At 70.2% G+C, this 15,106-nt stretch carries 14 protein-coding genes; 2 read left to right on the top strand and 12 right to left on the bottom strand.

Annotation, left to right across the window (positions count from 1 at the left end; all coding sequences use genetic code 11):
• Window positions 1–2: 2 nt before the first annotated feature.
• The gene (locus GWK25_RS24580) at window positions 3–2,828 is read right to left on the bottom strand and encodes an aminotransferase class III-fold pyridoxal phosphate-dependent enzyme (protein ID WP_215453014.1); all 2,826 of its coding nucleotides are present in this window, start codon (window positions 2,826–2,828) and stop codon (window positions 3–5) included.
• Window positions 2,829–2,899: 71 nt separating this feature from the next.
• Between GWK25_RS24580 and GWK25_RS24575 the strand changes: the two genes are divergently transcribed.
• Window positions 2,900–3,598, top strand: coding sequence for a GntR family transcriptional regulator (locus GWK25_RS24575; RefSeq protein ID WP_215453012.1), 699 nt, complete (start codon window positions 2,900–2,902; stop codon window positions 3,596–3,598).
• Window positions 3,599–3,748: 150 nt separating this feature from the next.
• Here the strand turns inward: GWK25_RS24575 and GWK25_RS24570 are convergent, their stop codons facing one another.
• On the bottom strand, window positions 3,749–3,871 hold the full coding sequence (locus tag GWK25_RS24570; protein ID WP_215453009.1) for a transposase: 123 nt from the start codon (window positions 3,869–3,871) through the stop codon (window positions 3,749–3,751).
• On the opposite strand from GWK25_RS24570, the gene GWK25_RS24565 reads away from it, so the two are divergent.
• Window positions 3,864–4,004: a hypothetical protein gene (locus GWK25_RS24565; RefSeq protein ID WP_215453008.1), complete on the top strand. Its 141-nt coding sequence runs from the start codon at window positions 3,864–3,866 to the stop codon at window positions 4,002–4,004. The genes GWK25_RS24570 and GWK25_RS24565 overlap by 8 nt on opposite strands.
• 236 nt (window positions 4,005–4,240) lie before the next feature.
• Here the strand turns inward: GWK25_RS24565 and GWK25_RS24560 are convergent, their stop codons facing one another.
• From GWK25_RS24560 to GWK25_RS24520, 10 genes are all read right to left on the bottom strand, one after another.
• A complete protein-coding gene (locus GWK25_RS24560; protein ID WP_215453007.1) occupies window positions 4,241–4,960 on the bottom strand; it encodes an IS6 family transposase in 720 nt (239 codons plus the stop codon).
• 234 nt (window positions 4,961–5,194) lie between these two features.
• Complete coding sequence (locus GWK25_RS24555; RefSeq protein ID WP_251830814.1) at window positions 5,195–5,422, bottom strand: hypothetical protein; 228 nt, start codon at window positions 5,420–5,422, stop codon at window positions 5,195–5,197.
• Between the two features lie 444 nt (window positions 5,423–5,866).
• A complete protein-coding gene (locus GWK25_RS24550; protein WP_215453006.1) occupies window positions 5,867–7,402 on the bottom strand; it encodes a cell wall metabolism sensor histidine kinase WalK in 1,536 nt (511 codons plus the stop codon).
• A complete protein-coding gene (locus GWK25_RS24545) occupies window positions 7,399–8,142 on the bottom strand; it encodes a response regulator transcription factor (RefSeq protein WP_215453005.1) in 744 nt (247 codons plus the stop codon). The genes GWK25_RS24550 and GWK25_RS24545 overlap by 4 nt, the downstream gene beginning before the upstream one ends.
• A gap of 50 nt (window positions 8,143–8,192) precedes the next feature.
• Window positions 8,193–9,230 carry a hypothetical protein gene (locus GWK25_RS43695; protein WP_251829019.1) on the bottom strand — a complete coding sequence of 346 codons (1,038 nt, stop codon included), beginning with the start codon at window positions 9,228–9,230 and terminating at the stop codon, window positions 8,193–8,195.
• Window positions 9,154–10,452, bottom strand: a complete 1,299-nt coding sequence (locus tag GWK25_RS43690) for a glycosyltransferase family 39 protein (protein WP_251829018.1) — start codon at window positions 10,450–10,452, stop codon at window positions 9,154–9,156. The genes GWK25_RS43695 and GWK25_RS43690 overlap by 77 nt, the downstream gene beginning before the upstream one ends.
• A gap of 17 nt (window positions 10,453–10,469) precedes the next feature.
• Complete coding sequence (locus GWK25_RS24535) at window positions 10,470–11,759, bottom strand: glycosyltransferase (RefSeq protein ID WP_215453004.1); 1,290 nt, start codon at window positions 11,757–11,759, stop codon at window positions 10,470–10,472.
• Window positions 11,760–11,911: 152 nt separating this feature from the next.
• Window positions 11,912–12,748, bottom strand: a complete 837-nt coding sequence (locus GWK25_RS24530; protein ID WP_215453003.1) for a fumarylacetoacetate hydrolase family protein — start codon at window positions 12,746–12,748, stop codon at window positions 11,912–11,914.
• Window positions 12,749–12,779: 31 nt separating this feature from the next.
• Window positions 12,780–14,351, bottom strand: coding sequence for a cell wall metabolism sensor histidine kinase WalK (locus tag GWK25_RS24525; protein WP_215453002.1), 1,572 nt, complete (start codon window positions 14,349–14,351; stop codon window positions 12,780–12,782).
• Window positions 14,348–15,094 (bottom strand): response regulator transcription factor, encoded by a 747-nt coding sequence (locus tag GWK25_RS24520; protein WP_215453001.1) that lies wholly within the window; start codon window positions 15,092–15,094, stop codon window positions 14,348–14,350. Before GWK25_RS24520 ends, GWK25_RS24525 begins: the two co-directional genes overlap by 4 nt.
• Between the last annotated feature and the right edge of the window lie 12 nt (window positions 15,095–15,106).

Raw genomic sequence — 15,106 nt, 5'->3', positions numbered from 1 at the left:
GGTCACCAGTCACGGTCGAGCACCTCGTCCAGGACACTCACGAAGAGGTCGGCATCCCCCGCCGTGAAGGTGAGCGGCGGCTTGATCTTGAGCACGTGGTTGTCCGCCCCCGTCGGGTAGACGATCACCCCCTCGTCCTTCATCAGCTCGCTGACGACGTACGCCTCCTCGGTGGCCGGCTCGAGGGTCACGCGGTCCCGGACGAGCTCGACGCCGAGGTACATACCGTGGCTGCGGACGTCCCCCACCAGCTCATGGCGACGCAGCGTCTCGAGCCCGGCCCGGAAGTGCCGCCCGGTCTCGGCCGCGTGGTGTTGGAGGCCCTCGGCCTCGATCTCGTCCAGCACGGCAAGCCCGATCGCACACGAGACCGGGTTGCCGCCGAAGGTGTTGAAGTACTTCATCCCCGAGTCGAACGCGTCCGCGATCTCCCGGGTGGTGACGACCGCGGCCATCGGGTGGCCGTTGCCGATCGGCTTCCCCATCGTGACGATGTCCGGGACGACGCCCTGGCTCTCGAACCCCCAGAACGCGTCGCCGAAACGGCCGAAGCCAACCTGCACCTCGTCGGAGATGCACAGCCCTCCGGCCTCGCGCACCGCCGCGAAGGACTCGCGCAGGTAGCCGTCGGGGTAGAAGATGCTGCCCGCCGTGCCCATCGCGGACTCCGCGATAAACGCCGCGGGTGGCCGCCCCTCCGCGACCAGGCGACGAGCCTGGCGCCGTACGTCCGCGGCGTACCGCTCCCCCGCCGCTGGGTCGTCGTAGCCGAACTCGCCGCGATAAAGGTTGGGCTGCACCACCTCGTGGGTCGTCGGATCCGGACCGGTGCCTCCAGGGCCCTTGTAGCGGTTGGGGCTGAGGCCGGTGATCACAGAGGTGTTGCCGTGATAGGCGCCGTCAACCACGAGGACGTCGCGGCGGCCGGTGACCTGGCGGGCCATCCGGATCGCCAGGTCGTTGGCCTCGCTGCCGCTGCACACGAGGAAGGCGACCTCGAGCCCCTCGGGGAGCAGCGCGGTGAGCCGTTCGGCGTACTGGGCGATGCCGGGGTAGACGAACCGGCTGTTGGTGTTGAGCCAGCCCAACTGCTGAGCAGCAGCCGCCACCACTCGCGGGTTGGCATGTCCGACGTGGGTGACGTTGTTGATCGCGTCGAGGTAGCCGCGGCCGAGGTCGTCGTAGAGCCAGCTGCCCCGACCGGAGACCAGGTTCATCGGACGGCGGTAGTAGGACCGCTGCGAGCGCGCGAAGTGCCGGTCCCGCGCGGCCACCACGTGGGCGGCGTCCCAGACGCGGTCGGGTCGGCTGGGCTCGTGGGCGACGGTCAGGCCCAGCCAGGGTCCAGGGTCGGGAGACACGGCAGCCCAGCCTGTGAGCTCGCCGGCCGGCACCAGCCGCCCCGCGAGCTGGGCCGCGGCCAGGCTCGGGAACAGCCCGACCTGGAGGCGTGTGGCCGTGCCGAGCGAGGCACCTGCCGCGAGCGCGCCGTCCTGTGGGGCCACCCCGTGCCAGCGCGACCAGTACGGCGCGCCGTCCGCCGGCACATGACGGAGCAGCAGCGCCGGCTCGCCGCCCGGCTCCACGACGCCGTCGGCCGGGAGGCGCACGTCGAACGGCGCGCGCGCGTCGACCGAGGTCCCGAGCCGCAGCGTCTCCGGCTCCCCTGTGGCGCTGGTCCGCCGCCGGCGCTCCGCCGGCTCGAGGTGGCCACCGACGTCGTCAGGAGTGTTGTGTTCCAGCGCGCGCACCTGAGGACGCGGGGGGCGCACCGGCTCGAGAGGGCGCCCCGCCGCGGCGCGGAGCATCGCGGTCCCGAGTTCGACTGGTATGGCCGCCAACCGCTGGATGGTGGGCCAGGTGTGCCGCATCCGAGCCTGGCCGTAGCCGGACTCCTGACCCGCGCTGCGCGCCGTCCATGTGACCGCGTTGACGCAGAGCCGTGCGGCGGCCATGGGGAACAGCACCGCGAGCTCGGCCTCGGTGAGCTCACCGTGGGTTGCGTACCCAGCGACGACCGTCGAGGCGGCGCGTAGCGGGTCGGGCTCACGGAGCATCGCGTAGGCGACCGCAACGGCGAGCTCGCTCACTCGTGTGGTTCGCAGGGCGTCGGCGAAGTCGAGGACCGCGTGCACGTGGTGGGTTCCGTCGGGGGCGCGCCGGGCGAGCACGTTGAAGTCATTGAGGTCGTGGTGGAGCACCGCCACCGGCAGCTTCTCCACCTGGGTCGCCAAAGCCTCAGCGTGGCGCTCGATGAGTGTGGTCACGGCCGCGCGCCGGGTCGGGTCGGCGACCGCCGGGAGCCCGGCGGCGACCGCCGACCCCGCGCGGACCAGGTCCCAGTGATGGGTCTCGCCGGTCGGAGGGCCCGGCGCGTCGGCGAGCGCGGCGACCATGCGGGCGGCTGTCGCGCCCAGTTCCGCGAGCAGCTCGAGCGAGTGGTGGCCGAGCCCGGCCAGGGTCGATCCGTCCAGCCAGTTCTGCACGGTCAGCGCCCGCGGGCCACCCTCTCCGTCGACCAGGACGACAGTCTCGCCGTTCAACGCTCGCGCTGGTGTCGGGACCAGCACACCGCCGAGCCGTCCGGGTGCACCCGCGCGGCGCATCAGCTCGTGCTGCCAGGCGATGTGGGCCACGTCGGCGCCGGGCGAGGCGACCTTGACCACGACCCGTCGGCCGTCGGCGAGCCGGACGACGGAGTTTTGGTCCAGCTCGCCACCCAGCGGTTCGAGGTCGGTCCCGTCGAGCCCGAACCGGTCGCGCAACGACTCGAGGACGGTCTCCGCGCTCCACTCGGTTGCCGGAGGGCGGATATCCGGGTGGCTCATGTGCGCACTCCTTGATTGGTGACCAATGCAGCAATGCTACATGTCTGTGCCTTCGCCGGTAGAGTGCGTGCATGGCTGCCGCAGGTTCGATGGACCAGTTCGCGTCGCTCCGCAGGGGAACCACCGCCGAGGAGCTCGCGACCGTACTCCGCGAAATGATCATGACCGGCGCACTCGCGCCCGAGGAGCAGCTGCGAGAGGAGCACCTCTCGGAGCGGTTCGAGGTCTCCCGTCGCACAGTGCGCGACGCGCTGGGCATCCTCGCCCATGAGCGGATCGTGCGGCACTACCGGCATCGCGGCTCGCGGGTGGTGCGGTTCACCGAGCAGGACATCCGCGACCTCTACCGTGTCCGGCGGACCCTCGAGGGTGCGGCGGCACGCGAGGTGCGCCGGGCGTCGGGCGAGAAGCTCGAGAAGCTGGAGCGCGCCTTCGACGAGCTGGCCCGCGCCACCGCTACCGGTGTCGCGGCCGAGATCGTCCGCTGTGACCTGGAGTTCCACCGCGCGGTGGTCGCGATCCTCGGCAGCGCGCGCTTCGATGAGTTCTTCACCGCGATCGCGGTGGAGATGCGCTACGCGATCGCGATGCTCGAGTCGGCGTACGCCGAGTCGAAGCTGCGACCCGACGAGGCGCTGGAGGAGCATCGGGCCATCTACACCGCACTCGCGTCACGGGACGTCGGGCTCGCCGAGCGGCTGGTCGAGGAGCACGCCCGCCAGAACGAGGAGCTGCTGGTCAAGGCGCTGGCCCAGCCCGACCCGAGCTGACGTCGACGAGCCGCCTCACGACCCGAGCAGGCCTGCGAGCTCGGCGGCGGCGATCACCTGCGCCTGCGCCGTGGTCAGCGCATGGTGCGGGGACGGATCCCAGATGGGACCGAACGGGGCTGTTGATAGGTAGTAGATCGCCGCCCCCCATCACAGCACCTCGATATCCAGCGCCGCCGGTGGGGTCAAATCGAGTTTCCAGTCGCCGAAGGGGCGGATGCGGCTGGTGATGTACGGGGTGATGGCGGCCAGGTCCTCGGGGTCGATGAGCACTCCTCAAGGCAAGATCGAGGCGTGCACGGTCGGGATGGACACGCTGCCCAGCGACACCGTATTCCTGGACGGCGAGCTGTCCCCCAAGGAGTTGGCCGACAACGCTGGCCCACGTCGGCGGGCCCATCGCTGAGTGACAGGCGGGGCCGCGAACCAGCTTCCAGCTCGTCACGCCTTTGTGGGGTCCTTGATGAAACGGTGCGGATGGGCGGCCTTGACGTACTTCATCGCGGTGTCGGGTGCGATCCCGAAGACGCGCATCAGGTGGACGGGGTCGGCAGTCTCGTGGGCGTTGTCACGTTGTTGGCTGTGTGACTGCCTGACGGCGCGTCGTGGTGTGGTGTGGTGTGACCTGGTTCCGGGCTGTGTTCAGGCCGCGGTGGCGAGGCTGGCGACGCCGGTGATGTGCTCCCAGATGGCGAAGCGGACGGTCATATCGGCTCGGTAGTGGTGTGCGGACAGCCGGTGGCGTCGGGGTCGGAAGTGGGGTGAGATGCCGCTGAACGCGGACAGGAACCGCTGTGCTCCGCCCGCGGAGCGGAAGCGTTTCATCGCGCGTTCGCGCTGTCTGGTGGGTTGGTGGCTGTTCTCCGCCCGGTTGTTCAGGCCCTTGTGCGAGCGATGTTCCACCGAGGGCATGACCTCGCGGTGGGCGGCGCCGTAGGAGCGGAGCTTGTCGGTGACGACCACCCGCGGCACCATGCGCGTCTTCTTCATCAGCCTGCGGAGGAAGCGCCTGGCCGCGGCCTTGTCCCGGCGCTTCTGCACCAGGATGTCGAGGACGTTGCCGTCCTGGTCGACGGCCCGCCACAGGTATTTCTGCTCACCGTTGATCTTGATGAAGACCTCGTCCAGGTGCCACTTGTCACCGGGCCGTGGCTGCCGGCGGCGCAGCGCGCCCGCGTAGGCCTGCCCGAACTTGGCGCACCAGCGACGCACCGTCTCGTAGGAGACGACGATCCCGCGCTCGAGCATCAGCTCCTCGACCTCGCGGAATGACAGCGGGAAGCGGAAGTACAGCCACACACAGTGGGAGATCACCTCGACCGGGTACCGGTGCCCCTTGTTCGACAGCGACGCGCTCCCCACCGACGACCCCTCCCCGCCTGATCAACCAGAAGATCATCCCACCAGTCAGCCAACGTGACAGTGCCCTGCGTTGGAAGGCGCCAGTCTCGCGGCGGGCGATCTCGTCCTGGCAGAGGACCTGAAGGAAGTCGAGGTGGCCGAGTTCGCCGCCGTGGGCCCGGGCGAGGCTGGCGTCGAGAGTCTCCAGCATCCCAGACAGCCTCAGGGACTCGCGCAGGGCGGTGTCCATCACGCTCATCGTGCCTCGACCGCGCCGAACACGGCCATCGGGGCCGCGCCGCCCAGCGGCCGGCACTTATACGCCTTGTTGATTTTCGGGTCGTAGAGGCCGGGCTTGTCGACGCCGGTCTTCAGGTTGTCCGGCACCAGCCGGCGCGGGACGCCGCCGAAGTAGCGGAAGGCCGCGACGTGTGCCTCGGTCCACGCGTGCTGGTCCAGGTGCAGGACCGACCGCACGAACATGTGCCGTGAACAGGGCAGCACCATCACGAACGCCCAGACCCGGTGCCGTTTACACCGGAAGCGGAGGCGGCCCACTCAGATTCCTGTGCGTCCGCGTAAGCCTTCCAGTCTTGCAGCAGGGAGTGACGTTCCCTCAGCTCTGCACTCAACCTCTACGGTGACCGCAGCGACTTCGCGCTGACGGAACTGACTGCCGCGTCTGTCGGGCTGCTCACCCTGGTCGGCTGCGGCTTGACCGCGCTCGTCCCGGAACGCCGCCTCGGCAGGCGGACTTCACGCGGACGGGGGGGCAGGACGTCTGTGGCGGAATGCGGATATCGAAGAGCTCCACAAACTTGGACTGACACTTCCGGAAACCCCCAGGCCAGTCGCCCTCTGGGCGTGCATCGCCGAGATCGTGTCGAGCACCGCGCATCACCTCTGGCACCCGAAGGCACCGACTCATCAACGGCACCGCCCGAAGTCGGCTGCGGGGAGGAGCAGGCGGAAAGTGCAGCCCTCGCCCAAGACGGTATCGAGTTCGAGACGGCCGCCATGGCCCTGGGCGATGGCCGCGGCGATGGCGAGACCGAGGCCGCTCCCGCCGTGGCTGCGGGAACGGGCGGGGTCTGCCCGGTAGAAGCGCTCGAAGACGTGCTCGGCGTCGACGGGGGCGAGGCCCGGTCCTTCGTCCGCCACCTCGATCACGCTGACCGGGAGGCGCTCAGGGAGCGGCGGCGAGGCGGAGGTGCGTCCCGGCCGGTCGGTGCCGCCGGTTCCGGGTCCGGTCTCTGTCGTGCCCACCCGTACGTGGACACGGGTGCCCGGCGGCGTGTGGATGCGGGCGTTGGACAGCAGGTTCTCCAGGATCTGGCCCAGTCGGCGCGGGTCGCCGACGGTCTCGGCCACGTCGAGTTCCTCGGTGCCGCCCGGATCTGCCGGAGTGGACAGCGGGCCGAGGTCGACGGGGTGGGAGCGTCTGTGGACGGCGGCCGCGCTCACCGCGTCCGCCGCGAGCGAGAGCAGGTCGACCGGTTCCCTCCCGTAGGAGGGTTCGCGGTCCAGGCTGGCAAGCAGTTGGAGGTCGTCCACGAGCAGGCTCATGCGCTCCGCGTTCTGCGCGATGAACCGGTTGGCCTCCCGCAGCTCACGCTCCGGGCGCCGCTCCGGACGCAGCGCGAGCTGGGCGTACCCCTGGATGGCGGTGAGCGGAGTGCGCAGTTCGTGCCCGGCGTCCGCGACGAACCGGCGCAGCCGTGCCTCAGAGGTCTCGCGGGCCAGCAGGGCGGTCTGCAGTTTGTCGAGCATGGAGTTCAGCACCCGCCCGAGTCGTCCGATCTCGGTGCGCGGGTCGGTGTCCGGCAGTCGCAGGTCGAGCCGGCCCGCGGTGATGTCCTGAGCAGTTCGTTCCGTTCTGGTCAGTGGCAGCAGTCCCAGCCTGACCACCCACCGGCCCAGGGCGAGCAGGCCGGCGATCGTGACGGCGAGCAGCACGGCGTTCAGCCACAGCAGCTTCGAGGTGGCGCCGTCGACGGTGTCGAGCGGCAGGGTGACCACCGCGCTCATGCCGTCCGGGCCGGGAATGAGCAACACCCGCCAGCGGCCGTCACCGCTGGTGGCGGACACGGTTTCCGGGTGCCCGTCCCTCAGGCTGAGGTCCCGCGCCTGATCGGCCAGCCTGGGCCCCGGCTTCTCCTCCGTGCCGAGGGAGTTGTTCAGGCGATGCCCGGAGGAGTCGTAGAAGTAGACCTGGAAATCCGACGGCAGTACGTCCAGACGCTCGGCCGGCGCGGGGAATGCGCCACGGAGGGCGTCGTAGAAGGCCGGTGTCGGGGGGTGGAACTCCACCAGTTGCTGGTCGACGCGTTCGAGCAGCCAGGAGCGGAGCACCACGTAGCCGATGGCCTGGGAGGTCAGCACCGCCGCCGTGGCGAGAACGGTGACGCCGAGGATCAGTCGGTGTCGCAGTGAGCCGGGTGGCCGGGGCAGGCGGGGGATCACTGCTCCGGCGTCCCCTCGTGGTCGCGAGGCAGCCGCAGGCAGTAGCCGACGCCGCGCACGGTCTGGATGAGCGGCGGCTCGAAGGAGTCGATCTTCCTGCGCAGGTAGCGGACGTACGTCTCGATGATCCTGGCGTCACCGGCGAAGTCGTAGCCCCAGACGTGGTCGAGGATCTGGACCTTGCTCACCACCTGGCCGGCGTTGGACAGGAGGTAGGCCAGGAGCTTGAACTCGGTCGGGGACAGGGCGATGTACTGTCCCGCGCGGTGCACCTCGTGAGCGCCCTCGTCGAGTTCGAGGTCGGCGTAGCGCAGGACGCTCGGCGGTGGGAGTGCCGCGTCCACCGGTGCCGTGCGGCGCAGGATGGCCTCGATACGCAGCAGCACCTCCTCGATGCTGAACGGTTTGGACACGTAGTCGTCGCCGCCGACGCTCAGGCCCTGGATACGGTCGTCGGTGCCGGTGCGGGCGGTCAGGAACAGGATCGGACATTCGTCCCCCGCCGCCCGCAGCCTGCGGGTCACCTCGAAGCCGTCCAGGTCGGGCAGCATCACGTCGAGCAGCACCAGGTGCGGTCGCAGGCGTTCGACCTCGACGAGGGCGGACTGTCCGGTGTCGGTGCTGCTCACCTCGTATCCGGTCAGGCGGAGCGTCGCCTCCAGCAGGGTGCGGATGCTGGGCTCGTCCTCGACCACGAGAAGCCGATGTCGCGGACGAGTCGTTGCGGACTGCTCGGTCATGACGTGATGCTGGTCCGTTCTCCCAGTTGGTCCCCGTTGCCCGGCGTCGCCTACGTGGCGGCGCAGTCGTAGAGCACGTCGGCTCCTGCTCCGAAGCCCATCGCACTACCGTTGCTGTTCTTCGACGACGTGCCGCCGTACGCCGATGCCGGAACCTTGGTGCAGTTGTCGGCGATCCAGTCGGAACGCTGCTTGCTGTAGTTGCCCGACCCGGTCATGCCCGGCCTGCCGCCGCTGTTCGTGTCGAAGCCCAGGACGTAACGTAGCTCCCCGCTCTTCGTCCACTCCTTCATCTGGTCCACCGACGGCGCGTTGTCGCTGCCCATGAAACCACCCATGCCGATGACGGTCTCGTCCGAGCCCAGGATGAAGGAACTGACGGCCATGGCACCGCCTTCGACGGAGAGCTTGATGCGGGCTTGAGGTGCGTGCTCCACGGCGTAGTCGAGGATCTTGCGCTGCTCGCTGGTGAGTTCCGCGCCGCCGCCGGAGCCGCCGCGTCCGCTCGGGGTCTTGCCGGAGCCGCCGCCGGGAAGTGACGGCATGTCGCTGTCTCCCGAGGTCGAGCCTCCGGACATGCCGGGCATGCCGTCCGCTCCCCCTGTGGGCATACCGGACGGCATGCCTGACGGCATTCCCGAAGGAACATCGCCGGAGGAGGGTTGACCGGACCGTCCCGAAGGTGCGTCACCACCCGGGAAGCTCGACGGCATCCCCGACGGCATCCCCGACGAGGGAAGGTCGCCGTCGTTCCCGCTCTGCCGGGGCATGCGGCCGCCCCCGCCGAAGCCGAACGTCGTCGGACCGGCCGTCGGGTTGGAGCCGCCCATCGCGGATGTCGAGCCCGGTACGCTGACCGCCCACGCTCCCGGGGCCACCAGGACCGACGCGACTGCGGCACCCACGGCGACTGTCAGCAGCCGGCCACGCCGCCGCGCGAGGAGCAGCAGGACGACCGCGGCGCAGCCGAGCAGCAGGACCGGCCACACCAGCCAGCCGTTCCAGTCGGAGTCACGGCGGATTAGTGCCACGGCCCAGACCGCGCTGACCACGACCGCGGCCACGCCCACCAGGGGCGCCCAGCGCACGCCGGCACGGTGGACACGGGTCAAGGCGGCGATCAGTCCGCCGCACAGGGCGGCGATCGCCGGAGCGAGCTGAGTGGTGTAGTAGGGGTGGAAGATGCCCTTCTGTGTCGAGTACACGGCTGCGCAGACCACCAGCCAGGTCCCCCACAGCAGCCAGCCGGAGGGCGGCAGCAGGGCGTCGGCGGACAGCAGGCCGCGTCGGCGCATCACCACGCCGACCAGGGCGACGGCCAAGGCCAGTGCGCTGACCGGCAGCAGCCAGCTGATCTGGCCCCACCTGCGCGTTGAACAACCGGCCCAGGCCGGACGCGCCGCCGAACCCGCCGCCGAACCCGCCCATGCTCTGGGACATTCCGTCGCTCGAGCCGAAGACACGGCCCAGCCCGTTGTAGCCGACCACGAGATCCCAGGCCGAACCGTCCTTGCTGCCACCGATGTAGGGGCGATCGCCCGGCCACAGGGCGACCATGGCGACCCACCACAAGGAGGACGCCGCCAGGATGGCCCCCGCGCCCAGCAGACGCCGCACTCGCGGTATCCAGGGGCCGCTTCCTCCCACGAGCCAGGCGAGGGTGAACGCGGGAATGACCATCCAGGCGGCGAGCATTTTGGTGAGGAATCCGCACCCGATCAGGAAGCCGCTCGCACACAGCCACCAGGTCGCGGTCCTGCCCTCGGCCTGCAACGCGCGGGTGAGCGCGTACGCAGCGGACACCAGCAGCAGGACGAGCAGCGTGTCGGGGTTGTTGTCCCGGTTGATGGCCACGGTGATGGGCGTGAGAGTGAGCACCAGTGCGGCGACCAGCGCCGCCCCCTCCCCCGCCCAGCGCCGCACGGTGCGGTGCAGGACGAGCACCGCGGCCACTCCCTCGATCATCTGAGGCAGCACCAGCGCCCAGCCGTGCAGCCCGAAGATCTTGCTGCTGATCACCTGCGGCCAGAGCGCGGCCGGCGGCTTGTCGACCGTGATCACCCCGGCCGGGTCGAAGGAGCCGAAGAGGAAGTTGGTCCAGCTCGTCCCCATCGATTTCACGGCCGCTGAGTAGTAGCTGTTGGCCCAGCCCAGGGAACCCAGTGCCCAGCCGTACAGGACGGCCGCGAGCACGAGGATCGCTCCGAGTGCGGCCGGTGCCGCCCAGGCGGGCAGCGAGCGGACGAACGCAGGCGGACCGTCGGGGGTCGACGCGGCCGGTACGGGCTTGAGGTGCGTGGGATTGCTCATGTCGGAAGTCGCTCTCGTCAACGGGTACGGCGGGGGGCGCTGGTGAAGACGGCCAGCCGCAGCACGGCGAAGCGCACGCAGGTGACCGCGACGGATGCCGTGGCGAGGATCGCGGTCTCCGCGGCTGTCGAGGCCCCGGGGGCGATCGACTTGAACCACAGCACCGCACCGGAGGTGACCAGGTACCCCAGGATGAACAGGCCCCCGGCGCCCAGGTGCGCCCGCGCGGGCGGAGCAGTGGAGTACCGGAAGGTGAGGCGTCGGTTCGCCTCCGTGTTGAGGACGGTGAGGACGGACAGCGAGAGCAGGTTGGCGACGGCCGGGCTCCACCAACCGCGCAGCAGCCAGTACAGCAGCGCCTGCCCGACCGTGGAGACGACGCCGATCGCCAGGAAGCAGCCGACCTCCCACGACAGCGCGCCACGTCGGGCAGCGGGTGCGAGGACCGCGTCGGGGTGCTCGGCGGCCGGTGCGGGGCGAGACGGTACGGCGACCCGAGCGCCTCCGGATGCCTTGAGCCGCGCCATGCGCCACAGGCCCCGCAGGTCGTCGGTGGCGGTGTTCACCACGTCCACCCTGGTGTCGACGTCCTCGACCCAGTCGACGGGGACCTCATGGACACGCAGTCCGTTGTGCTCGGCGAGCAGCAGCAGCTCGGTGTCGAAGAACCACGCGTCGTCGCGGGTCACCTGCAGCAACGGCCGCAGCACCTCGGTGCGGGCCGCCTTGAATCCGCACTGGGCGTCGGTGAACCGGACGCCGTGCGTGAGCCGGATGATGCCGTTGTAGCAGCGGGAGATGAACTCGCGGCGCGGGCCGCGCACCGTGCGCGACCCAGGTGCCAGCCGGGAACCGATGGCGAGGTCCGAGTGACCGCTGGCCAGCGGCGCGACCAGCGGCAGCAGCCCGTCGAGGCCGGTGGACAGGTCCACGTCCATGTACACGACGATGTCCGCGTCGCTGGCGCCCCAGACGGTGCGCAGGGCGAGTCCGCGGCCCTTGCGGTCGAGGTGGACGACGCCGACGCCCGGCAGTTCTTCGGCGAGACGACGGGCGGTGGCGAGGGTCTCGTCGGTGCTGGCGTTGTCGGCGACAGTGATCCGCCACGGAAAGGGGAAGTCTGCCGCCAGTCGGGCGTGGAGTGTGCGAAGGCAGCCGGGCAGGGCGCGTTCCTCGTTGTGGACCGGCACGACGATGTCGACCGTCGCGGTACCGGTCTGGGCATGAAGGGACCGCTCGACCTGCTGGAACGGGGCCAAGCGCTCCGGGCGGGCGGTGGTCTCGGTGAGGTGGGGGGTGGGAGTCATGGCTTCCTCAGGCGTGAGGGGACGGCAGACTGCGGCTCTGAGGCCCTGGTCCGGGCCGCGGCCTCACTGTTGCCGCCCTGCCTGTGGAGGCGGGGAAAGAATGCTGGGAACTGACGGGGAGTCAGATCTATGGCCGAAAGTGCTCCCACGGTTCACTGCGGACACGACCGCACCACGGAGTTCCTGAGTTCCCCGACACCCTTGATCTCGGTGACCATGTCCGCACCGGGGTACAGAAGGACCTCGGGTTCGCCAACGGTGCCGGGTCCGGCCGGTGTGCCCATCGTGATCAGGTCTCCGGGCAGCAGCGTGGTCACGGTGCTGACCTGGGCGATGACGGTGGCGACGTCGAAGATCAGCTGCGAGGTGTTCGCCTTCTGGCGGACCCGCCCGTCGATGACACAGCTCATCGTCAGACCGCGGCCGCCCATCGGCACGTCGTCGGTGGTGACCATGGCGGGTCCCACCAGGGTGACGTCCGTGGACAGTCCCGCCGCGGGGGCGCTTCCCGAGTCGCTCCGCGCGGCGACGCCGTTGACGACGGTGTAGCCCGCGACATGGCGCAGCGCCGTCCGGGCCGTGACCCCACGGGTCCGGCACCCGATCACCAGGCCCAACTCCACGCCCCAGTCCACGTTCCGTCCCTCGGCCGGCAGGCAGATGGCGTCGCGGGCACCGGCAACGCCTTCGCCGCCTTGCCGCACGGAGAACACCGGAACGGTGGGGAAGGAGGTGCCCGTCTCTCGTACCCGTGCGGCGTAGTTGGGTCCCACACGAACGATCTTGCTCGGCCGGGTGATGAGGGGCGCGTAGGAGATGTCGTCCAGCCGGTGGCGTTCACCGGTTTCCTCAGCGGCTCGTGCCCGCCAGTCCTCGCCGGAGGCGATCAGCGCCCCGACGTCCCGGTAGGGCAGCACCACGCAGTGCTTCTTCTGCAGACGTGCGGCGGCTGTACGGCCTTGTCCCAGTCGTACGGTGCTGAGCTTCACCGGTGGCACTCCTTTTGGTAGCGATGCGGCCCTATACGCAGGTGTAGGGAGCCGGGGCAGCCGTCGCTGCAACGGCGGGCTGATACGGCAGGAGCAGACGGAATGTGCAGCCTTCACCCGGCCTGGCCTCGAGTTCCAGACGTCCGCCGTTGGCCTCCGCGGCGCCGGCGGCGATCGCAAGCCCCAGGCCGGACCCCGCCGGCGCGGCCCGCTCGGCCGAATCAGCGCGGTAGAACCGCTCGAACACCCGCCGCGCGTGCGACTCGGCAAGGCCGGCCCCGTCATCGGCGACCTCGACGGCACAGACCCGAGTGCCTGGTGTGAGCGGAGCGTTGGCGCTGGTGCGGCCCTGTCCCGTCGTGCCCGGCCCGTGTGGGCGGACTCGGAGGGTGCCGACGCGCACCTGGATGTGTGTACCGGTCGGAGTGTGGACGCACGCGTTGGTGAGCAGATTCGACAGGATCTGCGCCAGCTGATGCGGGTCGCCGACGGCGTCGACGACATCCAGCTCGTTTGCACGGGCGTCGTCCTCGGGGTCGGCGAGAGTACCGAGTCCGATGCTGCGCCCGGGGTGGCGCACGGCGACGGCGGCGATACCGTCGGCCACGAGAGAGAGGAGGTCGACTGGTTGCCACCGCGTCGCGGGTACCTCACCGAGCCTGGCCAGTTGGGACAGGCTCTCGATGAGACGGCTCATCCGGTCGGCGTTCCGCACGATCAGCTGCTGCGCCTCCTGGCGTCGTTCCAGGCTCATCTCCGGCTCCTGCACCAGGAGTTCGGCGAAGCCCTGCAGAGACGTGAGGGGAGTGCGCAGTTCATGGCCGGCGTCCGCCAGGAAGTGGCGCAGCCGTTGCTCCGACGCCTCGGTGCGACGCAGCGCGCTGCGCAGCCGGTCGAGCATCGTGTTCAGGGCACTGCTGAGGTGGCCGACCTCGGTGACCGCGTGCCGGTCCGGGACACTCAGTTCCAACTCACCTTCGGCGATGCGCCTGGCAGTGCGCTCGACTCCGACCAGCGGCCGCAGTCCCAGCCGCACAGCGAGTGTGCCGAAGAGGACGACCCCCGCTGCGACGGCCACCCCGATAGCGAGGCTGAACCACAGCATCCGGGAGGTCGCCTCGTCCACCTCCTTCAGCGGCAGCGCCACCACGACCCGGGTGCCGTCGGTGCCGGACCGGGCGATCACCCGCCAGGTACTGCCGCCGTCGGTCGCGGCGACCGTGGCGGGGCGGCCGTTCTTGAGGCCGAGTTCCGCCTCCGCCTTCGGGAGTCGCGGCCCGGCACTGCCCCCGTCGCCGTTCAGCGACATGGCGATCCGGTGGCCGCCTCTGTCGTAGAAGTACACCCGGTAGTCCGAAGGGAGGCCGCCCGTCCTGCCGGGCTCCCCTGACGCCGTCCGGCCGTCGGCCACGTCCTTGTAAAGCTGGGGCACCGGCTGGAAACGGGTCAGTCGCCGGTCGACCTGGTCCGTCAGCCAGGAGTGGAGCAGGGCGAGCCCTGCCGCCTGACAGAGCAGAACCGCCGAGGTGGCCAGCAGCGTGACGCCGAGCACCAGGCGGGCTCGCAGCGAGCGCGGTTTCAGCCGGCGCAGCCACCGCCTCACAGCGCCGCCGCCCCCGGTCCGGGGCGCGCGGCCCGCAGGCAGTAGCCGACACCGCGGACCGTCTGGATGAGCTGGGGCTCGAACCGGTCTATCTTGCGCCGCAGGTTGCGTACGTAGGTGTCGACGATGCGGGCGTCACCGGCGAAGTCGTAGTGCCAGACCTCGGACAGGATCTCCTTCTTGCCCACCACGCGTTCAGGCTGCGCAAGCAGGCAGACCAGGAGCCGGAACTCGGTGGGCGACAGTTGGATGGGCAGCCCGGCCCGGCGCACCTCGTGGGTCTGCTGGTCCAACACCAGATCCGCGTACCGCAGCGGCGGCCTCCTGGTCCCTCCGCCCGGTGGCATGTCACTGCGCCGCAGGATGGCACGGATGCGCAGCAGCACCTCCTGCACGTGGAACGGCTTGGTGACGTAGTCGTCGCCGCCGGAGCTGAGGCCGATGATGCGGTCCTCGACGTCCGTACGCGCCGTCAGGAACAGCACAGGCGTATAGACGCCCTCAGCCCGCAGATGACGGGTCACCGCGAAGCCGTCGATGTCCGGAAGGCCGACGTCCAGCACGATCAGGTCGGGTTGGCCGCGACCGGCCTCGAACATGGCGGTCTGGCCTGTGTCGGCGGTGCTCACGGAGTAGCCGGCGGCGTGCAGGGCGGAAGAGAGCAAGGTGCGGATGCTGGGGTCGTCCTCGACGACGAGCACATTGTGTGGGGGTGGCGCGGGCGCCGACGGCGCGACGGGCATGGACCTTCCTTT

The sequence above is a fragment of the Streptomyces sp. ATCC 21386 genome (assembly GCF_018728545.1).
Classification (GTDB): domain Bacteria; phylum Actinomycetota; class Actinomycetes; order Streptomycetales; family Streptomycetaceae; genus Streptomyces.
The sequence above is the reverse complement of the archived record's forward strand: the minus strand, read 5'-3'. Positions and strand labels throughout refer to the sequence as shown.

Bases quoted from the DNA above. Each gene is read 5' to 3' on its own strand.
- GWK25_RS24575 (WP_215453012.1), top strand. From the start codon at position 2,900: ATGGCTGCCGCAGGTTCGATGGACCAGTTCGCGTCGCTCCGCAGGGGA.
- GWK25_RS24520 (WP_215453001.1), bottom strand. From the start codon at position 15,094: ATGCCCGTCGCGCCGTCGGCGCCCGCGCCACCCCCACACAATGTGCTC.
- GWK25_RS24555 (WP_251830814.1), bottom strand. From the start codon at position 5,422: ATGTTCGTGCGGTCGGTCCTGCACCTGGACCAGCACGCGTGGACCGAG.
- GWK25_RS24545 (WP_215453005.1), bottom strand. From the start codon at position 8,142: ATGACCGAGCAGTCCGCAACGACTCGTCCGCGACATCGGCTTCTCGTG.
- GWK25_RS43690 (WP_251829018.1), bottom strand. From the start codon at position 10,452: ATGAGCAATCCCACGCACCTCAAGCCCGTACCGGCCGCGTCGACCCCC.
- GWK25_RS24565 (WP_215453008.1), top strand. From the start codon at position 3,864: ATGAGCACTCCTCAAGGCAAGATCGAGGCGTGCACGGTCGGGATGGAC.
- GWK25_RS24580 (WP_215453014.1), bottom strand. From the start codon at position 2,828: ATGAGCCACCCGGATATCCGCCCTCCGGCAACCGAGTGGAGCGCGGAG.
- GWK25_RS24535 (WP_215453004.1), bottom strand. From the start codon at position 11,759: ATGACTCCCACCCCCCACCTCACCGAGACCACCGCCCGCCCGGAGCGC.